The organism is Marinobacter sp. tcs-11 (assembly GCF_002049515.1).
Lineage (GTDB): Bacteria > Pseudomonadota > Gammaproteobacteria > Pseudomonadales > Oleiphilaceae > Marinobacter > Marinobacter nauticus.
In genome coordinates this window covers 64,750-86,158 of the sequence record NZ_LLYU01000002.1, presented here as the reverse complement: position 1 = coordinate 86,158, position 21,409 = coordinate 64,750, and the positions used below count along the sequence as shown (strand labels likewise).

Below are 21,409 nucleotides of genomic sequence, written 5' to 3'. Positions count from 1 at the left end.
GGATTCAGGTGGAGTAACGCCCTTGCAAGCTCACATTTTATGCTCCCGGCAAACCCTGGCCAGTGCCGCGCTGTTCGCCTCAGTTGCATTCACACCGGCAACCCTGTGGGCCCAGGGCGCTTCAGGCAATGTCCCGAACGACTACTACCGGGCAGAGCTGGTGATTTTACAGCGTCTGGTGGACCCGGCCGGCATTGAAGAGCAGATGGCGAACAAGTCGGTGGAACCTGTCGAAGAGGCCGGCAAAACCCTTTGGGTGGAGCAGGAATCCGGGGAGCGGGTAACCGAACTCAACCTGATACCCCGCAACCAACTGCACCTGGGCGAGGCGGCCAACCGGCTCGAGCGAAGCGGTAACTACCGGGTACTGGCGAGTGCCGGCTGGTATGAAGCCTTTCCGCCCGACTACGAGGGCGAACCTCTGCGTGTCGCAATCGGTGACTGGCTGGCCGAGTCTGGCCAACGAGCGGTGGAAGGCCAGATCACCATTGACCGCCAGCGCTACCTGCACGTTAATGTGCAGCTTAACCACTGGGCCGTCAGCGACGATCCCGAGGCTGTGCCGGCAGAGCCTGAAACACCGCCTCAGACCGAAGCGGTTGCGGAGTTTTCCGATCAGGACTCTGGCAATACACTTGATAGCGAAACCGGTGGTTCAGCATCAGAAGGCACCGGTACCGCTTACCAACTCCGTCCGGCACCAGTAGAACTGGTGACCTGGATTCGTGAAACGCGGCGGATGCGCAGTGAGGAAATCCACTTCATCGACTCCCCCACCGTCGGCGTCCTGGTTTTCTTCAAGAAGATTGAGGGGTAAGCGCAAGCTGCCCCAGACTTGCCATTGAACGCTCCAGAATCTGCCGAACGCCGGACATGCCCTGGGCAATCGCTTCTTCAATCTCGGCCATGGTAATAATGTGGTCGGTTTTACCCGCAGCCCAGTTCACCACCAGCCCGAGGCTGACGTACCGCAAGCCCAGCTCTGCCGCCAGCACTGCCTCGGGCATGCCGGTCATACCAACGATGTCACAGCCATCCCGCTCCATCCTGCGGATTTCCGCCGCCGTCTCCAGCCTGGGCCCCTGCGTCGCGCCATAGACGCCAAACCCGGAAAATGACAGCGACGCCGCGCGAGCAGCATCAATCAACACCTGACGCGCTTCCTGATCGTAGGGCCAGGTAAAATCAATGTGTGTAACTTCCTCCAGCTCGCCTTCGAAGAAAGTGCTGGCCCGGCCCCAGGTGTAGTCGATCAGTTGATCCGGGATCACGATGTGGGCCGGCCCCATATTGGCATGTATGCCACCAACCGCGTTTACACCCACCAGCACCCGAGCGCCGGCATCATGCAACGCCTGAATGTTGGCCCGGTAATTGACCTGATGGGGCGGAATCCGGTGCGGGTTACCATGACGCGCGAGAAAGATAACAGGCTGATCACCTAGTTGCCCCCGCACCAGCGTGGAGGAGGGCTCACCCCACGCAGTTGTCACTGTCTCTTCTCCGGTGATCTGGATATTGCTCAGGCTGGTCAGCCCCGTACCACCGATAATGCCTACCGGTACATTGTCATTCGTTACTGTCATTCCCCGTCTCCGGAATCTGAATCGGCTTCACCGTAACCGCCATCATGATCGATATTTTTTCCGGATTTTCCGGAATCAGCGTCCTTGTCCGAGGACTTGTCGTTTGAGTCCTCACGCTTTGAGGAATCGCGCCCGTCTACCCGCACCCCATCCGGCAGATGCAGCGTGCGCGTCGGGAAGGCCACCTCGGCGCCATGGTTTTCGATGATGTCACTGATTTTCAGTAATACATCTTCCTTCACCTCATGGAAACGCACCCACTGGGTGGTTTTGGTAAAGGTGTACACCATGATATCCAGTGACGATGAGTTAAACGCCAGAAAATTAACGATCAAGGTCTCGTTGGCATCAATCTCTTCATGATTCTTCAGCATCTCCCGGATTTCGTCCACGATGGTTTTCATGGAATGCACATCGGCATAGCGAATGCCGATGGTCTCGTAGATCCGGCGATTGGTCATACGTGATGGGTTTTCCACTGCAATAGTGGTAAACGCCGCATTGGGGACATAAAGCGGGCGCTTGTCGAAGGTGCGAATGGTGGTCAGTCGCCATCCGATATGCTCAACCGTACCCTCAATGCTCCGATCCGGGGATCGAACCCAATCCCCCACCTTGAACGGACGGTCCAAATGGATAATGAAACCACCGAAAAAGTTCGCCAGGAGATCTTTCGCGGCAAAACCAACCGCGATGCCCCCGACACCACCAAATGCCAGCACGCCCGAAATACTGAAGCCCAGGGTTTGCAGGGCGGTCAGAGCGGCGGTAATAATCACAACCGCGCGCGACAGCTTGCTGATGGCATTGACCGTGGTGTAATCCATCGGCTTGCGCATCTTGATCGGAGAGGTGAGGATATTCTCGAACTGTTTGATCAGCCGAATAAAAAACCAGACCACCACCCAGACAAAACCGATCTGAAGCAACGTTCCGTTAGCCTTGAAGACCTCAGCCTCGGAAAAATGGTGAGCCACTTCGGCAGCCCAATACACCCCTTGGAGCCACACGAAAGCCACGACAGGGCGACGGACCGCGTGCAGAATAGCATCATCCCAAAGGTTATGAGTGCTGGCGAATTTGCGCTCCAGCGCAGAAATCACATGACTGGCAATATAGGCAACCGCCGCCGTCCCCAGCACGAGCAGGAAAACCAGCACACCGGCCCGCCAACCTTCAGATAGCAACCCGAACTGCTCTATCCAGCCATTCAGTACACCCAAAACTTCGCCAATCATCCTGTCCCTCTGAATTATGCGGATTAATAGATACTGACTGGAGTCCCCGCTGGAACCCGGTCAAAAAGCTCAACAATATCGGTATTGCGCATCCGGATGCAGCCATGGGATCTGGCAACTCCCATAGGTTCACTGTCCGGCGTGCCGTGGATATAGATAAAACGACGAAAAGTGTCTACCCCCGGCCCACGGTTTCGCCCCCATTCACAGCCACAAAGCCAGAGTATACGGGTAAGAATCCAGTCGCGCCCCGGGTTCGCTGCCGCCAGACTCTGGCTGTAGATCTCGCCAGTGGGGCGGCGCCCACGATACACCGTATTTAATGGCTGCCCTGCCCCGATTCGGGCGCGGATATAATGCTTGCCAACAGGGGTACAGCCACTGCCGTCGGCCTGGCCGGGGCCATTCAGGCCGGTGGATACCGGGTAGCGGGCAATGATATCACCCGATTGAGTAGCCAGTGTCAGGAACTGATTGGCGATATCAATGGACAGGGTAACCCCGGGGGGCTTGTTATCGGGCATTGGTAACGACTTCCCTCCGGCTGCGAACCAGAGGGAAGACTACCCGAGGCGGGGGAGTTCAGGCAACCGAAACGCCTGAAGCGGTAGGCGGCACCAGCATTTTGTCTGGAGCCTTCATGCCTGCGGCCAGGAACGGCACCAGGCGTGCGGCAATTTCCTGAACCGTGGTTTCAACGCCGAGCTTGTTTTCGAGAATATCAATCAGGGCATCACTGCTGGACATGGTGAAGGCCGTCGCTCCCAGCATGAACTGGATGCGCCAGTAGCGATCAACCGAGGACAACTCAGGCGTGGCCTCTTTGAGCAAGCGCATGAAACGACCAAATGGCTCACTGTATTCCTGTTCGAGAAATTTACGCAGGTGGCCCTGAGACTGGGTATAGGCAAGACCGAGCAGGCGCATGAAGATGGATATGCCTTTCTCATTACGCTGAGGCATGCGCACGGCACTTTCCGTAAGCGCCCACAGGGTCTGGTTCAGCGTGGGCGGCTGGCCATCACAACGCTCTTCGAGTTCATCAAAGGCGGTATCCAGGGTGGCCGAAAACGGCGTCAGGAACCGGGCGAACACGGCGTGGATCAGGGCATTCTTAGACCCAAAGTGATAATTGACAGCGGCCAGATTTACCTTAGCCTTACTGGTAATCATACGAAGCGATGTTTCCGAGAACCCACGCTCGGCAAACAGCTCTTCGGCAGCGTCAAGAATGCGGTCAACGGTATCAGACTGCGCCATTTTGTTGTCAGAGCCTCTAGCAAACGTCTGTTTGAAACATACGTTTGAAGGCCTGTCATGTCAAGCTCGGTCTTCAGGAACCGCCGCCACTGCCTGCCACCCCCGGTCTATCGCGTCCTGATTGCCGTCGAAAAACGCTTGCTGGACTTTGCCATAGGCTTTCTCGGCTTCCAGCAGATAGATAAGATACAGCCGAACATGTTCCCGCCGGGTAAGATAACGCGGCAACACCCGTTGCTCAGACAGTCTGAGCAATTCACTGAAGCGGGTATGACGCAGTGTCGGGTTGTACTCTGCCATACGCGCACACTGCCATATCAGCCCGTCCTTTCCCTCCAGGTGGGCCGCATGTTTGCGGGCATCCCGAAGCATGCGCTGACGGCGAATAATTAAATCCATATAGGAGGGGCTGGACGTGTAAATCCGACGGATAAACGGCACTCCCAGCAACAGAATAATCACGAAAGCGCCAAAACCTCCACCGGCTACCCAGGCCGGCACAAAACCGGTCAAACCACTGAGGAAAAACGTCGCAGCCAAAAGGGCACTGAAGATCCACAGGTCTCGGCTACGCCGCGCAGCTGCCATCTGATAGTTATCCGGCCAGTCCGACATAGCCAGCAAGTTGAAGTCCATCAGCAGAACCCGGTCACACTGCCTTAGCATAAGACGCAGCTTGCGCTGTCGCGACTCCGCCAGCGCCTGCTCGATATCCGGATTCTCCGACCCGGTCTCGGCAGTCCGATCCTGCGATTCCTGCGCCCCGGGCTGCTCGCTGCCAGATTCAGCGTTCGGGCCCTGGTCATCGTCAGCCTGCAGAGCAGCGGTTCTTTGCGCGGCATTGAGGGCAGATTCCGGTGTTGCCGGCACCGGATCAGCGGCCCGACCGGGGCGAAGGACCGCTCCGGATGCATTGGCCGGATCTGTCTTGTCTACTGCTGTATTTTCCGCCATTGAGCTCACTGTTCTTCAGGTTCTTTATGCAAGTATCGACCTTTACGAACAATTCTTGAATGTCGGCTTTGCCGTCATAAGCGGCTTGCAGACTTCTTGGCAACACTGGCAGGCGCCGGTATGCTTGCGCCAATCAACGGCTTTCAGGAGAGCATGTATGTTTACCGGTATCGTTCAGGGCATTGCACGGGTCGAAAACGTGATCGCGGCGCCGGGCCTGAGCACCTTCGTGATCGAGTTCCCGGAAGACCGGGTTCAGGGCGTAACCATCGGTGCCTCGGTTGCCATCAACGGCACCTGTCTGACGGTTACCCGCCAGGAAGGCCACCGGCTGTACTTCGACGCCATGCAGGAAACCCTGCGCTTGACCACCCTCGGCGACCTGAAACCCGGCGACGAAATCAACTTCGAGCGCGCCGCCCGAATCGGCGATGAAATCGGCGGCCATCTGCTCAGTGGCCATATCCACACTACCGCAACCATCGTCGATATTCTGCGGCCGGAAAACAACGTGACCCTATGGTTCGAACTACCGGAAACCTGGGCGAAGTACATCTTCCCCAAAGGCTACATTGCCATCAATGGCGCCAGCCTGACCATTGGCGAGGTGGAAGGTAACCGCTTCAACGTCCACCTTATCCCGGAGACCCTGCGTGCCACCACGTTTGGGAAGGCCACCAAGGGGCAAAAGGTCAACATCGAGATTGATAGTCAAACCCAGACCATCGTGGATACCCTCGCGCGCCTCGGCTACGATCGCCCGGCGACGGCCTGAGACTCACACCGCGCCATTCCGGGCTTCGAACACCACGAATTTCGGGCTTGCAGCTCTCTGTTCAACGCTGCTGAAGTATTGTTTCAGGGAACGGTGATACCCCAGGTGGCGATTGCCCACCATCAATACGCGGCCGCCCGGCGCCAGATGCCGGGCGGCATCCCTGAACAGTCTCAGTGCGATGTGATCGCCTACCACGCCACCCTCATGGAAGGGTGGGTTCAGCAGAATAAGCTGATAGTCAGGCAAATCATCTGCGATGCCGTCCTGATGCCATAAGTGCACGCAATCGCCGCCCTCATACCGGCTCAGGTTATGCTCAACACTGGCAATGGCCTGGCTGGATACGTCACTGAAATGCACTTCGGCGCCCGGCCTGCCGGCAAGCGCAGACAACCCGAGCACGCCATTTCCACACGCCAGATCCAGAATCCGCCCGGCCGGGGGCACTCGACTAACCGCCTGAGGAATCAGCGGTAACAACTCCCGCGTGCCAATATCCAGCTTATCTCTGGCAAATACTGCGGGCAGCGCCTCGACCGGCCCGGGCAATCCTGCCACCGGGTAGCCACGCCATTGCTCCTGCCATTCCGTCAATGTGGCCGAGCCACCACGACACACCACTACCCGCGCCTTTTTACGGGCAGGCAACACCTGTTCGGTGACCACCGCACTGGCGAACACATCAACACTACGATCGGGCAGATGCTTGATCATACCGCCCGCCAGTATTTGTCCGTCTTCCGCCAGCACGCTGTTGAGCCACCGTAACAACCAGGCCAGATAACCGGCCTGACGGGGAATACGGAGCAGCACCAGATCAAAGGGCCCTGAGGGTGGCCGGCGCCAGTTCAAAACCGTCGGGCAGTCGGGTAACCCCGGATTGAGCGAAGCGTTCGTCAACACGGAGTGTGCGAGCGTCGCGCTGTCGGCAACTGTCTGCGGCTGATAGCAGGCAAGCCCGAGGGTCAGAGCACCAAACTGGTCGTCCACCACCAGCACGCGCAAACCGTCTGCCAGATAAGGCTCCGCAGCCGACAACAACAACTCGTCGGCAGCGTCCCAGGCGCGCAGCCCAGCCGTTCCGCCTGGCCGGATCAGGCGGAGTTCACCGGCAGGTGTCTGGAGTCTGGCAGTTGTCATTTTGGGCTTCCGTTGGCAGCTTTCGGGAAAATAAACACTTTTAGGCTGTTTATTCTAGAAATTAAACCTAAGTTAGGGGTGTTCACGCCGAACACCCTTTCCGGTCATGCCCCAGCCCTGACCCGGCTGGCCGGCCGCATTTTTCCGGACAAGATCTTTTGCCCCTTACCCCAGGGGCTTTTTTCTGTCTGTTTTTCAGCCCGACTTTTTCCGAAATGCCCGGTAAACGGTAAATCGCCGATCCTGCGCGAGTTTCTCAACCGGGCCGATGTGTTGTCGAATCAGGGCTTCATACGGCAGAAAACTGTTGGCCACCAGCCTCAGCTCGCCGCCGTGCGCGAGATGAGCGGCCACCTGGGCCAGGAACTGCTCGGTCATGGATGTATCGGTTTTTACACCGGTGTGGAAAGGCGGGTTGCTGATCACGGCCGGCCAGTTGCCTTGAACGGCAGCCAGGCCATCAGCGGCAAAAATCTCACCGTTTACCCCTGCCTTACGGTAACTTTCCCGGGCACAGAACACGGCCTGCGCCTGAACATCGGTCCCATCTACTCGAATTGGCTTCTTCCCCGCCAACTGATGAAAACCATGCAGCCAGGACCCGATAACACCTGCACCGCAAGCGAAATCGAGCACCCGATCGACACCCAGGGGTGACTCAGCCAGGGTTTCCAACAACATCCGGGTGCCATCGTCCAGTCGACCCAGACTGAAAACGCCTGGCAAGCCGGCAACAGAGAGCGCCACGCCAGCGCAGGAAAGCTCCGTCCAGCTGAGCCAGTCAGTCAACCGGAATTCGGTCAGGGGTTGGGTATTTCTGCCGCACCAGACCTGGCAATGGCGGGCGCTGTCGACCTTTACAACCTCCCCGGCGACGACGGAAAACTGCTTTATGGCACCGGCAATGCCTTCCTTCTTCTCGCCAATAACCACCAGTGCCGCACCTGGTTTGCCGAGGTAACGAGCCAAAGCCAGGCGGAGCTCACACTCAGCCCGGGCTTTAGGCAAAAATACCACCACGGTATCGCAAGAGCCCTGCTGCTGCCGATCTGGCTCGTAACCAAAACAGCCAGCCCAGTCAGTGTCATGGGACAGGATTTGCCAAAGACCGGCGTGCTCGGTCATCGCGATACCGGGAACCGGGCATCGGGGCAAAAGCGATGCATCCGAGACGCCTAACAGCGCCGGCCGTCCATTCAACAGATGCGAGTTGCGGAGGAGAACTTCATGGGTATTGGGCAGTGCAGACATGGGTAGCGGACCATTGCCAGAATCATGAGCCGCGTATGCTAACCGGAAAAAAGCCCCGAGTCTGCCCTGTGGCATCAGTCGGGGCTATTGCTATGGAGCTCGGCCTCTGGGACCGCCTGCAAAAGCCGGATTTTACTTGTAACGGGCAACCGTCCCCACACGCAGGGCGTCTTCAGGTGACATTCCCCAATCTTCCGGGGTGCGTGCTTCGGTGCGCTTGGCCTCAGCCCTTGCGCTATCCATGGCAGAACTTTCGTTTCTGCGGGTTCCCAGTGCCTGCAGGGCTTTCTGCATCAGTTCTTTCATGGTTTACCTCCCTTACTGCTTACAGTTGCTACTGTAACAGACGCAGAAGGTCACTACTGTGATGACGCCACGGGTCAGGAAGTGACGAGCATCACGATTTTTTGACAGTTTTTGACATTCTTCGCATTATATTTTTTGGCGCCCGGAGCGAACCGGTCGTTCGATCAGCTCATCCAGACTGGACTGACGAATCGTTTCCCGGTCTGCCTCACTGGCGATCGAGAGCCCCATATCCCTCAACAGACCGTCGGCCACGTCGTAAACGAAACCGTGCACAGTCAATGGCTGGCCGCGACGCCAGGCTTCCTGAACGATGTTGTTCTGGCACACATGCCCTACCTGCTCTACCACGTTCAGCTCACACAGGCGGTCTACCCGGTCCTGCACATTGGGAATGGCGTCCAGTACGGACTGGTGACGGTCACGCACGTCCTGAACATGGCGGAGCCAATTTGAAATCAGGCCAAAGCCTTCGTTCAGCAATGCCGCGCGCACGCCACCACAACCGTAATGCCCCACCACCAATACGTGTTTGACCTTCAACACTTCGATGGCGAACTGGAGCACCGACAGGCAGTTGAAATCTGTATGTACAACCACGTTGGCCACGTTTCTGTGCACGAAAAGTTCACCGGGGAGCAAGTCCACAATCTGGTTCGCAGGTACCCGACTGTCGGCACAGCCGATCCACAGGTACTCCGGTGCCTGCTGGTTCGAGAGCCGGTCAAAGAACTTCGGGTCCACCGACTTGATGCCATTGGCCCAGGCCCGGTTCTTGTCCAGTAGATGTTTCAGTGGTGCCATTATCTTGTTGCTCCTGCCATTGATTCCCGCTGCGGGATTGAACGGGAATCAACGACATAACGCAATAGTCAGTTGGTCGTTACGTCTTCCGGGCTCTGGTGCATGGTGCTTTGCGCCAGGTCCAGCAGCTCCCGCAGTGCGACCGAGAACATGGCGTATTCCGGTTCCCTTACACCTTTGAGTTCCGCCAGCATCGCGTTCCAGCGATCAATCATGTGCTGGTTGCGCTGCTCCCAGGCGTTCACACTATCGGTGACTTTCTCCGGGCTTTCAGCGGTTTTCAGCACACCGGTGGTCAGAGCCCGTTGCTGCCAGTCCAGATCCTCCCGGAAGCTTTCCCGCGCCAGGGCCTGCCAATGGGAACTTGGCGTCAACGCTGCGATGGCATTAGCGAACCAGGTCAGGTCGAGACGGTCACCCAGATCGTAGTACAGGTTGGCCACCGTTTTCAGCGGCATGCCTGTGGCTTCCTGTGCCTCGATAATACCAAGAGAGGAATACAGATAGCCGGTTCCTGCCAGCACCGACGCCAGTTCCTTCGGCAAACCCGCAGCCATCAGCTGATCATTGCGTTTTTCCCAATTGGCACGAGCCTGGTCGCCAAGGTATTCCGGCAGACCCGAGGTAATGGCCCAGACGCTGTCGGCAAACCGCTCCATGTGACTCTGGATATTGAGTTCTGCCCGGCGATTACGAAGCAACCAGCGCACAGCCCGACGCATCAGACGCATCAGATCCTGCATCAACTCCATCTGCAGATCCGCGGAAACGTGGAAATCCAGCGCTTCAATCTTGTCCCACCAGCTGTCGATGCGGAACACATCCCGGGCAATAATCCAGGCCAGGGCAATGGATGCTGCGTCCGCCCCGGTAGACTGGTTCAGGCGCTCCACAAAGGTAATGCCCATGTGGTTAACCATGTCGTTGGCGATCTGGGTTGCGATGATCTCCCGTCGCAGTTGGTGTTCACCCAGCTCTTTCGAGAAACGCTTGGTCAGATCCCGCGGAAAGACCTTGTACATCTCACCCGCCAGCAGAGGATTGTCCGGCAGATTACTGTCGATCAGCACCTGCTTCAGATCCCCTTTGACGTAGGAGATCAGCACCGACAGTTCCGGCCGCGTCAGCCCTTTCTTGGCCAGCTTGCGCTCTGACAGGGTTTCGTCATCCGGCAGGAACTCCAGTGCCCGGTTGAGCTTGCCTTCGCTCTCGAAGGTATTCATCAGCCGACGATACTCCTCCAGCCGGGTGGCGGCATCCTCGCTGGCGATACTGATGGCCTGGGTCTGACGGTAGTTGTTCTTCAACACCAGCGAGGCAACATCATCAGTCATTTCCTCCAGCATGATGTTGCGCTGCTTGCCAGTCAGATCGCCCATGGCCACCGCCCGGTTGAGCAGGATCTTCATGTTCACTTCATGGTCAGAGCAGTCCACGCCGCCCGAGTTGTCGATGAAGTCAGTATTCAGGCGACCACCCTTCAGGGCGTATTCAATCCGCCCCATCTGGGTGAAGCCGAGGTTTCCGCCCTCACCTACAACCTTGCAGCGCAGCTCGGCACCATTGATCCGCAGGCCATCATTGGCCTTGTCGCCCACGTCGGAGTGGCTTTCACCGCTGCCCTTCACGTAAGTGCCAATACCACCAATCCAGAGCAGGTCCACTTCGGCCTTGAGGATGTGACTGATCAGCATATTGGGCGGAACGCGGTCCGCCTTGATGCCCAGCAGCTTTTTCATTTCCGGGCTGACCGGAATGGACTTGGCATTGCGGCTGAATACGCCGCCGCCCTTTGAAATCAACTTGCTGTCGTAATCGGTCCAGGCGGAACGCGGCAGTTCAAACAGGCGCTTACGCTCCTTGTAGCTGCGTTCGGCGTCCGGGGTCGGGTCAATGAAGATGTGGATGTGGTTGAAGGCGGCCACCAGCCGGGTTTTTTCCGAGCACAGCAGGCCATTACCAAACACATCGCCCCCCATGTCACCGATGCCGATGGCGGTAAATTCATCCACGGCCGGGTTGATGCCCATCTCACGGAAATGCCGTTCCACGGAGACCCAGGCGCCCCGGGCAGTAATGCCCATTTTCTTGTGGTCATAACCGTTACTGCCACCGGAGGCGAAGGCATCTCCCATCCAGAAGCCATATTCCGCGGCCAGGCCATTAGCGATATCGGAGAAGGTGGCGGTGCCTTTGTCAGCCGCCACCACGAGATAGTGATCGTCTTCGTCATGGCGGATTACCCGCTCCGGCGGCTGGATGCCAGAATCCACCAGGTTATCTGTGATATCCAGCAAGCCCCGGATGAATGTTTTGTAGGCCGCAATACCCTCTGCCTGGAATGCCTCCCGGTCAGACGGATCGGGCAGACGCTTGGCCACGAAGCCACCCTTCGCGCCCACCGGGACAATGACGGCGTTTTTCACTTGCTGCGCTTTTACCAGGCCCAGGATTTCTGTGCGGTAGTCCTCGAAGCGATCCGACCAGCGCAAACCACCACGGGCCACTTTGCCACCACGCAGGTGAACCCCCTCCACACGAGGGGAATACACAAAGATCTCGAACATGGGTAATGGCAACGGCATGTCCGGAATCTGCGACGGGTCAAATTTCACACTGATGTAGGGCTTGGGCTGGCCCTCGCCATCCGGCTGGTAGTAGTTGGTGCGCAACGTCGCCTGCATCAGCTCCAGATACAGCCGTAGCACGCGATCCTCACTGAGGTTTTCCACTTCATCCAGGCCGGCGTTGAATTCGATTTCCAGTTTCTGCTGGGCCGCCTCGCTTTTACCCTTACTCTTGAAACGCTCAGGGTTGAATCGGACCTCAAAGTACTCCAGCAGGATCCGTGTCAGGTTGACGTGGTTGACCAACGTGTTGGAAATGAACGTCTGACTGTTGGAGAACCGGATCTGGCGCATGTAGCGGGCGTAAGTACGCAGCAACGCGATCTCACGCCAGCTCATGTAGGAGGACAACAACAGGCGGTTAAAGGCGTCGTTTTCGGCTTCACCGTGCCAGACCCGGCGGAACAACTCTTCGAAAATCGGGCGAATACGGTGAATATCCACCATGTTGCCGGTGTGGGATTGCAGGGTAAAGTCATGAATCCAAACCGTTTTACCCGTTCGATCAATCACCTCGAACGGATGCTCGCCAATCACCCGGAAACCGAGATTGTCGAAAATCGGCATCACATCCGACAGTGGCAGCGGCTCGTCCGGATAAAACAGTTTGAAATGCAGCGTGTTCTCGTCTTCTTCCAGGGCCCGGTAGAAGCTCATGGCCAGATCATCGTCGCGGGCAGAGGCAGTGATGTGCTCCAGGTCGATGGCCGCCCGGCGAGGTGAAAACATGTCAGTGTAGCTGGCGGGGAAACCGCCTGCCCAGACGCGATACAGCTCATTGCCCTGCTCTTCGCCATAGGCTTCGCTCAATGCCTCGTAGAGGCCGTCGCGCCAGGACTGGGCGAGCTCAATAACCTTGTCGCGGATCTCAGCCAGCGGCAACTGGCGGTTTTCCACCTGTGGCACCCGGATGGTGAACTGTACCCGGGCCAGCACCGATTCGGAAAAATGAGTAACAAACTCAATGTCCTCGGCCTCCAGGCGATCCAGCAGCACCTGTTCCACCTTCAGGCGCAGCTCCGTGTTGTAGATGTCCCTGGGGAAGAAGGCCAGACAGGTTACAAACTGGCCGTAAACATCCTCCCGCATGAACAGCTCAATCCGGCGACGTTCCTGGATGTACAGAATGTTCTTGGCAACACGCAGCAGTTCGTCGGTTTCAATCTGGAACAGCTCGTCCCGCGGATACAGCGTCAGGATCTGCTCCAGCTCCTTGCCAGCGTAATCGTCGGTCAGGAAGCCGGATCGCTTCATCACGCTCTGGAACTTGCGCCGTAACAGCGGAATCTCATCGGGACGCTCGTTGTAGACTCGAGCGGTGTATAGACCGAGGAAGCGGCGCTCACCCACCACTTCGCCCTTGCTGTTGAATTTCTTGACCGCAATGTAATCCGGATAGGCCGGCCGGTGCACGCGAGACCGCTGCGCCGATTTGGCGAAGATGAAGATGTCATCGGAACGGGTCATTTCATGGCGGGTACGCTGTGGCAGTTCATTCAGCCGGACCCGATCCGGGCGTTCGTTGTTGACCCGCAGGATACCCAGCTCCGAGTTCTCCACCCGGCGCACCACCATGCCCTGCTTATCCTTGGCAAAGTCGTATTCGTCGTACCCGAGGAATGTGAAGTGATCATCCACCAGCCAGGTCAGAAAAGCCCGGGCTTCTTCCTTACCTTCCTCACTGATCCCCGCCGTGGTCGCATCCAGCTCCTTGACGATCTCGCTGACCTTGTCTTTCACGATCGGGAAATCACCCACCGCAATGCGTACCTCGTGCAGCACTTTCTGCAGAGTCTGCTCCAGATCCCGCAGATCTTCCGGAGCACTGTGGCGGTCGATTTCAAGCACGATGAAAGCTTCGTAGCTTGCGTCCTTCGACGCCTTTTTGGTGGTGTGCAGCTTCTTCAGCTTGCCACTGTCATCCCGCTCCACCCGCAGGATGGAATGCTGAATGGAATGGGTGCCGATTTCCCGCTGATTGATGGCCATGCGCAGGGAATCAATCAGGAACGGAATATTGGGATGGAGAATAAAAATAACGCTGTGGGTGGACTGCCAGCCGTCGCTTTCCAGGTCCGGGTTGAACACCGAAACCGGGGTTTCATCGGCACTGCGCTTTTGCAGGAACTGCCAGGCCGCCAGAATGGCGCCGTAGGTATCCGAGAAGCGGCGACTGACCAGCTCCTCCAGAGGAATATGGGCGTAATGCTGTCGTGCAAAATCGGCGATCTTCTTCGCCTCGGTTTTTGCAATCTTTTCTGAGAACGCATCGGCCAACTGCTCGAAAAACTGATCCTTGCTGGCGATTGTCAGCGCATTCATATCCAACCTCTGGTTTGTGTGAAAGAAACGTAATCAGGGTATCGTCACATAAGCATAGTCAAACCCTTGATTTTTGCCGGCCAGACGCCAAAACTGCGGCAATCACTTACCCAGGCTTTCATCAATCAAGAGCAGTCATTTTCATGTCGTTACAGCAAACGTTCGGTGATCTCAGAGCTCAACTGGCCAAGCGCATTATCGGTCAGGACAAACTGGTCGACCGGCTTCTGATTGCCCTGCTGGCCGATGGCCACCTACTGGTTGAGGGCGCGCCGGGGCTGGCCAAAACCACCGCGGTGAAAGCACTTGCCGACCATCTGGAGGGCGACTTTCATCGCATTCAGTTCACTCCGGATCTGCTGCCGTCCGATGTCACCGGCAGCGAAATCTACCGCGCTGAAACCGGCACTTTTGAATTCCAGCGCGGCCCCATATTCCATAACCTGGTGCTGGCCGATGAAATCAACCGCGCACCGGCGAAAGTCCAGTCGGCCCTGCTCGAAGCCATGGGCGAACGCCAGATCAGCGTTGGCATGAGAACCTTTCCCCTGCCCAAACTGTTCATGGTGATGGCCACCCAGAATCCGATTGAACAGGAAGGCACCTACCCGCTGCCGGAAGCCCAGCTTGATCGCTTCCTCATGCATGTGGTGATCGACTATCCCTCTGCCGATGCTGAGCGTGAGATTCTGCACCTTGCGCGCAGTGACTACCGTCAGGGAATCCCGAACGTAGACATTCGTCTAACCCAGGAACAGGTGATGGCCGCCCGGCAGGCGGTCTCGGATATTTACATGGCGGAACCTGTCGAGCAGTACCTGCTGGCGCTGATTCTGGCCACCCGCGATGCCGCAGCCCTGGATCCTGAACTGGCGCGCTGGACCGCCTTCGGCGCCAGCCCCCGCGGCACTATCGCCCTGGACCGTTGCGCCCGGGCGCTGGCGTGGCTCGATGGCCGGGATTACGTAACACCGGACGATGTCCAGACCATGGCTTACGATGTACTGCGCCACCGGATTCTGTTGACCTTTGAGGCCGAGGCCGAAGGCATGACCGCCGATTCCGTGCTGCAGCGGCTGATCGACCGGGTTCCGGTTGCCGCCTGAGGTGTTGCTGACAGGAGACCATAACAACGTCATGGCAGATTCCAGCCCAGCCACGTTCATTACCCTGCCGGAGCTGGTGCGCCTGCAGGCAGATGCACGAGCTCTGAAGCTGCCGTCGGTAAAACCGGTCCGGTCTCGCCAGGCCGGGCTACGCCAGTCCCGACAGAAAGGGCGCGGGATGACGTTTTCTGAAGTGCGACAGTACCAGCCCGGTGACGACATTCGCAGCATAGACTGGCGGGTAACAGCCAGGCGCCAGGCACCGCACACCAAGCTGTATGAGGAAGAGCGGGAGCGGCCTGTATTGTTGATTGTGGATCTCGGGCCGACCCTGTTCTTTGCCAGTGCCGGCGCCTACAAACAGGTCCGAAGTGCCCAGGTTGCGGCTCTGCTGGCCTGGCTGGCACTCTGGGCGGGTGACCAGGTGGGCGGTCTGGTGTTCAATGACCGGGATCTGGCCGTACTCCGGCCCGCCCGGCGCCGAAAGTCCGTCCTGCGCCTGCTGGATCATCTGGCCAACCACCAGCATCAGGGCAAAACACCGCCAACCCCCGCAACGAACGCCAGCCATGGGCTGGATACGGCACTGGCAGAAGCCCGCCGGGTCACACACACTGGTTCCCGCGTGTTTATCATCAGTGACTTCATGAATATCACCGAGCAGACCACCACCCTGCTGGGCGCCATGAGCCGGCACAACTCGGTCAGTGCCATCCGCATTCAGGACCCGCTGGAAAAGGCACTGCCTTCTTCCGGCCGGTTTGCCGTTGCCGGCCCGGACGGCCCGATCTGGTTCGATGCCTCTAATCCTCGCTTCCAGCAGGCCTGGCAAGGCAAAATCGACGCCCATGAGCAACGTCTGGCCGACTGTTTTCGGGCATCCGGCGTGGCTTCTGCAACGCTGTCGACCGGAGAGGATCCGGCTAAGACCCTGCGCCTGCTGCTGGGCCCGGGAGGTCGCATCGGATGAACCCTCAGGATCCCCTGGCACAACTTCGTGATATCCAGTTACCAGCTACCGGTGGTTGGTGGCCCCCGGCCCCTGGCTGGTGGCTGCTGGCGATACTGACGATTGCCGCTGTGTTGGTATTTGCGTGGCTGTGGCGCCGTGAGCGCCGAAAGCTTCGCTGGAAACGCAGAGCCTGGTCCGAACTGCAACAGCTTGAAACCAAGGCCCGGCCTGCGCCGGAATGGTTCGCGGCGCTCAATGCCCTGCTCAAACGAGCGGCACGGCAGAGTCATCCGGAAAAGCATCCAGAGGCCATGACCGGGCAGCAGTGGATCGACTTCCTCCTGGAAACCGCGCCGAAAGACCGCATCGCCGCCCGTCCCGTCGTTGAGGCTATGGTCACAAGCACCTGGCAACCACGTCCCGGCGCACAGACTGAACAGGCGCTGGCGTTCGCCAGAACCTGGTTGGAGGCCCAGTCATGATCAGTCTGGCTTACCCGTGGGTGCTGTTACTGGCATTGCTGCCGCTGCTACTTGGTAACCGCAAGCGGCAGAGCGAACCGGTGGATGCTCCGGTCATTCCGGTCGGGCACTGGTTGTCCGGAATGCCGGGCGTGAGCTCCCGGGGAAGATCAACGCCGCTCTGGCGCCAGCTTCTGCTATTGCTGGCCTGGCTATGCCTGGTGGTCGCCCTGGCCCGCCCTCAGCATGTTGGCGAAGAAATCCAGATGCCCGTAACCGGCCGCGATCTGATGTTAGTGGTCGACATTTCTCCCAGCATGGACGAACAGGACATGGTGCTTCAGGGCCGCAGCATCAACCGCTTGCAGGCGGTGAAACGGGTGCTGGATGATTTCATAGACCAGCGTGAGGGCGACCGGCTGGGGCTCATTCTGTTCGGCACCGAACCTTACGTTCAGGCGCCACTGACCTTCGACCGGGAAACGGTACGGACCCTGCTGTTCGAGGCAGGCCTGGGCATGGCTGGCCGGGCCACCGCCATCGGGGACGCCATCGGATTATCGGTGAAACGTCTGCGCGAACGCCCACAGGAACAACGCGTGGTGATCCTGCTGACAGATGGGGCAAATACCGCTGGCCAGGTCAGCCCGGACAAGGCCACGGAAATTGCCCAGGCAGCCGGCGTGCGGCTTTACACCATCGGCATCGGCGCCGATACCATGATCCAGCGCGGGCTGCTGGGTTCAAGGCGGGTCAACCCCTCAAGGGATCTGGATGAAGAACTGCTCACACGCATGGCAGAACAGACCGGTGGCCGGTATTTCCGGGCCCGAAGCCTGCCAGAGCTGGAAATGATCTACGACAGCATCAATCAGCTCGAACCGATAGAACAGGATGGCCAGTTCTACCGGCCGGTGACAGAACTCTACGCCTGGCCTGCCGGCATGGCCGCCGGCCTCTGGCTGCTACTGATTGCCGTGCGACTGGCATCCAACCGTTATCAGCAAAACACCGCCACGGAGGCTGGCCATGGCTGACTTCCATTTTCTGCGCCCCTTGTGGTTAATGCTATTACTGGCGGTTCCGGTCCTGTTTCTGGCCCGACATCAACTTCGCCAGGGTGAGACCGGATGGGCCCGATACATCCCCGCTCACCTGTTACAGCCCTTGATTCGTTCCCGGGCCAACGAGAGCACTGGCACCACCCGCTCACCCCTGTTGCCCCTGAGTCTGGCGTTGGTTTTGCTGGCGATCGCCCTCGCCGGGCCAAGCTGGCGACAGGCGCCCACACCCCTGAAACAGACCCAGGACAGCCTGGTCATTCTGCTGGATCTGTCCCTGTCGATGCTGGCCACCGACGTAGAACCGGACAGGCTGACCCTGGCCAAGCGCAAGGTTCGTGACATTCTCGACCAGCGCAAAGGCGGTTTGACTGCCCTGGTGGTCTACTCCGGCGACGCCCACACGGTAACGCCACTCACTGGTGACACCCGCACCATTGAGGCCATGCTCAGTGTGCTGGACCCCACCATCATGCCTGCCCAGGGCAACCGCGCCGATCTGGCGGTCCGCCAGGCGGTCGACCTGCTGGATCAGGGCGCACCGGGCCAGGGTCGCATCCTGCTGATCTCCGAGGCGGTGCCGGAACGGCAACACAGTGCAATCCGCCAGCAGCTGGCAGATACCCCCTACCCTCTGAACACTTTGGTAGTGGGTACCCGTGAAGGCGGCCCCATCCCTCTGGCAAAGCGTGGATTCATTCGGGACAACGGCAGAATTGTCATCAGCCGTGCCGAGCCGGACACCATGGCGCAGCTGGCCAGCAACAACGGCGGAACCAGTCACGAACTGACTCTGGATGACCGTGATATTCGCGCCCTGGCGCTGGAGCCATCGCAAACCGATGAATGGCAGAGTGAACAGGATGGCATGACCGTTAATCGCTGGCAGGATGACGGTTACTGGCTGCTCTGGCTGGCCCTGCCGTTACTGATTCTGGGCTGGCGCCGGGGAGCCTTTGCCATTCTCGCCTTTGCGCTGATTCCGCTGGCAGGCGCACCGCGCCCGGTTCAGGCCCTGGACTGGGGCAGCCTGTGGCAGCGCGAAGACCAGCGTGGCCCGGACCTCATTCAGCAGGATCCGGCCAGGGCGGCCACCATTCTGGAGCAGCCGGGTTGGCGCGGCTCAGCACTCTATCGTGATGGCCAGTACAGCGACGCCGCGGAAGCCTTTGCCAATCAACCCGGTGCCGTTGGTGACTACAACCGGGGCAACGCCCTGGCCCGGGCCGGCCAACTGGAAGAAGCCATAGACGCCTATCAACAGGCACTGGAACAACAGCCGGATTTCGAAGATGCGCGCTTCAACCAGCAACTAGTAGAGCAACTCCTGAACCAGCAACAGAAGTCCCAGGGCGAGGGAGAAGGCGACAACAACCAGGAAAGCAACGATCAGAATCCCGGACAGCAGAATGGCTCCGGAGGCCAGGGCAATGACAGCCAGGACAGCGCCGGACAGGATTCCGCAAACAACAATGGCGAGAATCAGAATCCCCGCCCTGGAGAGCAACAGCAGCCCTCCGAGAACGGCGAAAATTCACAGGATAACGCCGGAGAGCCACAACCGGAGGATGGCACACAGGAGCAGCAGGCAAATGCCCAGGCAGACCCGGATGGGCCTTCCGGAGAGGGGCAGAATCCTGCCAGTGCGCCGGCCGAAATATCAGAACAACCTCTGAGCCAGGGCCAGGAACAGTGGCTGCGCCGCATACCGGATAACCCCGGCGGATTGCTGCAGCGCAAGTTCCTGCAACAGCACCAACAACGACAGACAACACCCGATGAGGGCGACACACCATGGTAACGCGCGTTCTCTCCCTTGCCGCGACACTCCTGCTACTGCTCCTGTCCGCCGCCAGCCATGCTGCCGACAGACTGCTGGTGGAACCGGACCGAACCCAGCTCTACGAAGGTGAGGTACTGACCCTGACCGTTAAGGGCTCCATGAAAATCGACATCAATCTGAGCAATTTGTTCAGCTTCGATCTGTCACAGTTGCCTTCGCCAGATATCGAAAAGGTGGAGCCGGATTTCGAAATTCTGGCCCGCAACCAGCGCTACAGCGTGCAAACCGTCAACAACGAGATGGTAGGCGAGATTACCTGGACCTATCAGCTCGCCCCTGCACGCACCGGGACACTGACGATTCCCGAACTGACGTTCAAGGATTCCGTTTCCGACCCGGTCGACATCGAGGTTATTTCCGGCACCCCGCCGGATCAACCGGCGGCCAGCCGTGACAGCTTTATCGAGCTGTCCGCAGACAAGGCGGAAGTGTACGTTCAGGAACAGCTGGTACTGACCATACAGTTGTTCTTCTCCGGCAACCTGATCCGGGGAGAGCTGTCGGAGCCTGAGCACCCGGACGCCATCATCGAGTCACTGGGCAAACAGCGTGAGTTTACCCGCTATCGCGACGGAATCCGGTATCGGGTGGTTGAGCGGCGTTACGCCATCTTTCCCCAAACACCAGGCACTCTCAGCCTGGAGCCTATCCGGTTTGAGGGCCAGGCCAGGGATGCCTCGGGCCAGTTGCGCTTCCTTCGTGACCGGCAGCAACTCTATGACGTTCCGGTCAAACCCGTACCTGCCGGATATCCGGACAATCAGCCCTGGTTACCAGCACGAAGTCTGACCCTGAGCGACGAAGGCCTGCCCTCTACCCAGGAACTCGCCGTCGGCAGCAATCTCAGCCGGAAAGTGACCCTACAGGCGCGGGGATTGCCCGCTGAGGCCTTGCCGCCGATCGCCCAAGAGGTACCGGATGCCATCCGCAGCTACCCGGAACAGCCCCTGCGCAATACCGAAACCACTCCGGAGGGGCTTCGCGCCACGCTGCAACAGGTGACCGCCCTGGTGCCTGTCCAGGCAGGTGAAACCACCCTGCCCGCGGTTCGTATACCCTGGTGGAACACCGAGACCGACCAGCTGGAGGAGGCCGTGTTGCCGGAGCGTCGTTTCCGGATAACCGGCGACCATGCCACCGCCGCACCGCCCGCGCAGACAACGGGCGATTCAACGGCGCCCACGGATTCACCGGTAACCCCGGATACAGCCCCTGGTTCGGAAACCTCCGGCAACACTTTCTGGCTCTGGGGTACGGTTCTGTTTGCGGCGCTTTGGCTGCTGACCCTTGCGCTCTGGTGGCGGGCTCGCCAAACCCCAGCGTCCGGCCACAATGAGGCGGAAGATGACAGCATCAAGAACGAACGTCAGGCGTTTGAAGCACTACTGGCGGCTGTCAGACGAGGCTCCGGGGAGACGTCAACGCTGTTGCTGCGCTGGGCCCGGCTCCGTTTCCCACAGCACTCGTTTGATTCCGTTTCAGATCTGTTCAAGCTGACGGAGGACAGCTCGCTGAAAATTGCCTTTGATCGTTTTCAGGCGGGACTGTATTCGGGCCAGCACCGTACCCACGTTGAGAATGCGAGACAGCAACTGCAACGGGAGCTGGAAAGCCTGCGCCGGAACACCGGTCAGGGCAACGAAGCGCCATCGCCAGACCTGCCGCCACTGTATCCCGCCTCCCTCTCGCGCTGATTCCGGTCCAGAAAAAAGCCCGTCGA

The 21,409-nt window shown here is 58.8% G+C and carries 18 protein-coding genes; 8 read left to right on the top strand and 10 right to left on the bottom strand.

Features of this window, described 5'->3' with window-relative positions; genetic code table 11:
- The first annotated feature begins 22 nt into the window (after positions 1–22).
- Positions 23–817, top strand: coding sequence for a CsiV family protein (locus ARC85_RS03075; RefSeq protein WP_153740433.1), 795 nt, complete (start codon positions 23–25; stop codon positions 815–817).
- Here ARC85_RS03075 and ARC85_RS03070 read toward each other — a convergent pair.
- The 5 genes from ARC85_RS03070 to ARC85_RS03050 are packed head-to-tail and all read right to left on the bottom strand — an operon-like array spanning position 798 to position 5,038.
- Positions 798–1,586 (bottom strand): S-methyl-5'-thioinosine phosphorylase, encoded by a 789-nt coding sequence (locus tag ARC85_RS03070; RefSeq protein ID WP_023009890.1) that lies wholly within the window; start codon positions 1,584–1,586, stop codon positions 798–800. The genes ARC85_RS03075 and ARC85_RS03070 overlap by 20 nt on opposite strands.
- Positions 1,583–2,824, bottom strand: coding sequence for a mechanosensitive ion channel family protein (locus tag ARC85_RS03065; RefSeq protein WP_014421076.1), 1,242 nt, complete (start codon positions 2,822–2,824; stop codon positions 1,583–1,585). The genes ARC85_RS03070 and ARC85_RS03065 overlap by 4 nt, the downstream gene beginning before the upstream one ends.
- Positions 2,825–2,847: 23 nt before the next feature.
- Positions 2,848–3,348 carry a L,D-transpeptidase gene (locus ARC85_RS03060; RefSeq protein ID WP_023010568.1) on the bottom strand — a complete coding sequence of 167 codons (501 nt, stop codon included), beginning with the start codon at positions 3,346–3,348 and terminating at the stop codon, positions 2,848–2,850.
- Positions 3,349–3,406: 58 nt separating this feature from the next.
- Entirely contained in the window at positions 3,407–4,084 is a 678-nt protein-coding gene (locus ARC85_RS03055) for a TetR/AcrR family transcriptional regulator (protein ID WP_011785412.1), read from the bottom strand.
- Between the two features lie 60 nt (positions 4,085–4,144).
- Positions 4,145–5,038: a hypothetical protein gene (locus tag ARC85_RS03050; protein WP_022991586.1), complete on the bottom strand. Its 894-nt coding sequence runs from the start codon at positions 5,036–5,038 to the stop codon at positions 4,145–4,147.
- A 157-nt stretch (positions 5,039–5,195) separates the two neighbouring features.
- Between ARC85_RS03050 and ARC85_RS03045 the strand changes: the two genes are divergently transcribed.
- Positions 5,196–5,813 carry a riboflavin synthase subunit alpha gene (locus ARC85_RS03045; RefSeq protein WP_153740434.1) on the top strand — a complete coding sequence of 206 codons (618 nt, stop codon included), beginning with the start codon at positions 5,196–5,198 and terminating at the stop codon, positions 5,811–5,813.
- A 3-nt stretch (positions 5,814–5,816) separates the two neighbouring features.
- On the opposite strand, the gene ARC85_RS03040 is transcribed toward ARC85_RS03045, so the two are convergent.
- The 5 genes from ARC85_RS03040 to ARC85_RS03020 all read right to left on the bottom strand — a co-directional run bounded on the left by ARC85_RS03040 (position 5,817) and on the right by ARC85_RS03020 (position 14,266).
- Positions 5,817–6,956, bottom strand: a complete 1,140-nt coding sequence (locus ARC85_RS03040; protein WP_199452217.1) for a class I SAM-dependent methyltransferase — start codon at positions 6,954–6,956, stop codon at positions 5,817–5,819.
- A 195-nt stretch (positions 6,957–7,151) separates the two neighbouring features.
- Positions 7,152–8,207, bottom strand: a complete 1,056-nt coding sequence (locus tag ARC85_RS03035; RefSeq protein WP_286714271.1) for a methyltransferase — start codon at positions 8,205–8,207, stop codon at positions 7,152–7,154.
- A 132-nt stretch (positions 8,208–8,339) separates the two neighbouring features.
- Complete coding sequence (locus ARC85_RS03030; RefSeq protein ID WP_014421070.1) at positions 8,340–8,513, bottom strand: hypothetical protein; 174 nt, start codon at positions 8,511–8,513, stop codon at positions 8,340–8,342.
- Between the two features lie 126 nt (positions 8,514–8,639).
- Positions 8,640–9,317: a carbonate dehydratase gene (gene can / locus ARC85_RS03025; protein WP_011785417.1), complete on the bottom strand. Its 678-nt coding sequence runs from the start codon at positions 9,315–9,317 to the stop codon at positions 8,640–8,642.
- 68 nt (positions 9,318–9,385) lie between these two features.
- Positions 9,386–14,266 (bottom strand): NAD-glutamate dehydrogenase, encoded by a 4,881-nt coding sequence (locus tag ARC85_RS03020; protein WP_286714270.1) that lies wholly within the window; start codon positions 14,264–14,266, stop codon positions 9,386–9,388.
- Between the two features lie 143 nt (positions 14,267–14,409).
- On the opposite strand from ARC85_RS03020, the gene ARC85_RS03015 reads away from it, so the two are divergent.
- Genes ARC85_RS03015 through ARC85_RS02990 form a run of 6 tightly spaced genes read left to right on the top strand, consistent with a single transcriptional unit; the run spans position 14,410 to position 21,383 of the window.
- Positions 14,410–15,372, top strand: a complete 963-nt coding sequence (locus ARC85_RS03015; protein WP_222447887.1) for an AAA family ATPase — start codon at positions 14,410–14,412, stop codon at positions 15,370–15,372.
- Between the two features lie 31 nt (positions 15,373–15,403).
- A complete protein-coding gene (locus ARC85_RS03010; protein WP_286714269.1) occupies positions 15,404–16,342 on the top strand; it encodes a DUF58 domain-containing protein in 939 nt (312 codons plus the stop codon).
- Entirely contained in the window at positions 16,339–16,806 is a 468-nt protein-coding gene (locus ARC85_RS03005) for a DUF4381 domain-containing protein (RefSeq protein WP_153740438.1), read from the top strand. The genes ARC85_RS03010 and ARC85_RS03005 overlap by 4 nt, the downstream gene beginning before the upstream one ends.
- Positions 16,803–17,822 carry a vWA domain-containing protein gene (locus tag ARC85_RS03000; protein WP_286714268.1) on the top strand — a complete coding sequence of 340 codons (1,020 nt, stop codon included), beginning with the start codon at positions 16,803–16,805 and terminating at the stop codon, positions 17,820–17,822. The genes ARC85_RS03005 and ARC85_RS03000 overlap by 4 nt, the downstream gene beginning before the upstream one ends.
- Positions 17,815–19,647 (top strand): VWA domain-containing protein, encoded by a 1,833-nt coding sequence (locus ARC85_RS02995; protein WP_278351327.1) that lies wholly within the window; start codon positions 17,815–17,817, stop codon positions 19,645–19,647. The genes ARC85_RS03000 and ARC85_RS02995 overlap by 8 nt, the downstream gene beginning before the upstream one ends.
- Positions 19,641–21,383 (top strand): BatD family protein, encoded by a 1,743-nt coding sequence (locus ARC85_RS02990; RefSeq protein ID WP_278351326.1) that lies wholly within the window; start codon positions 19,641–19,643, stop codon positions 21,381–21,383. The genes ARC85_RS02995 and ARC85_RS02990 overlap by 7 nt, the downstream gene beginning before the upstream one ends.
- Positions 21,384–21,409: the final 26 nt, after the last annotated feature.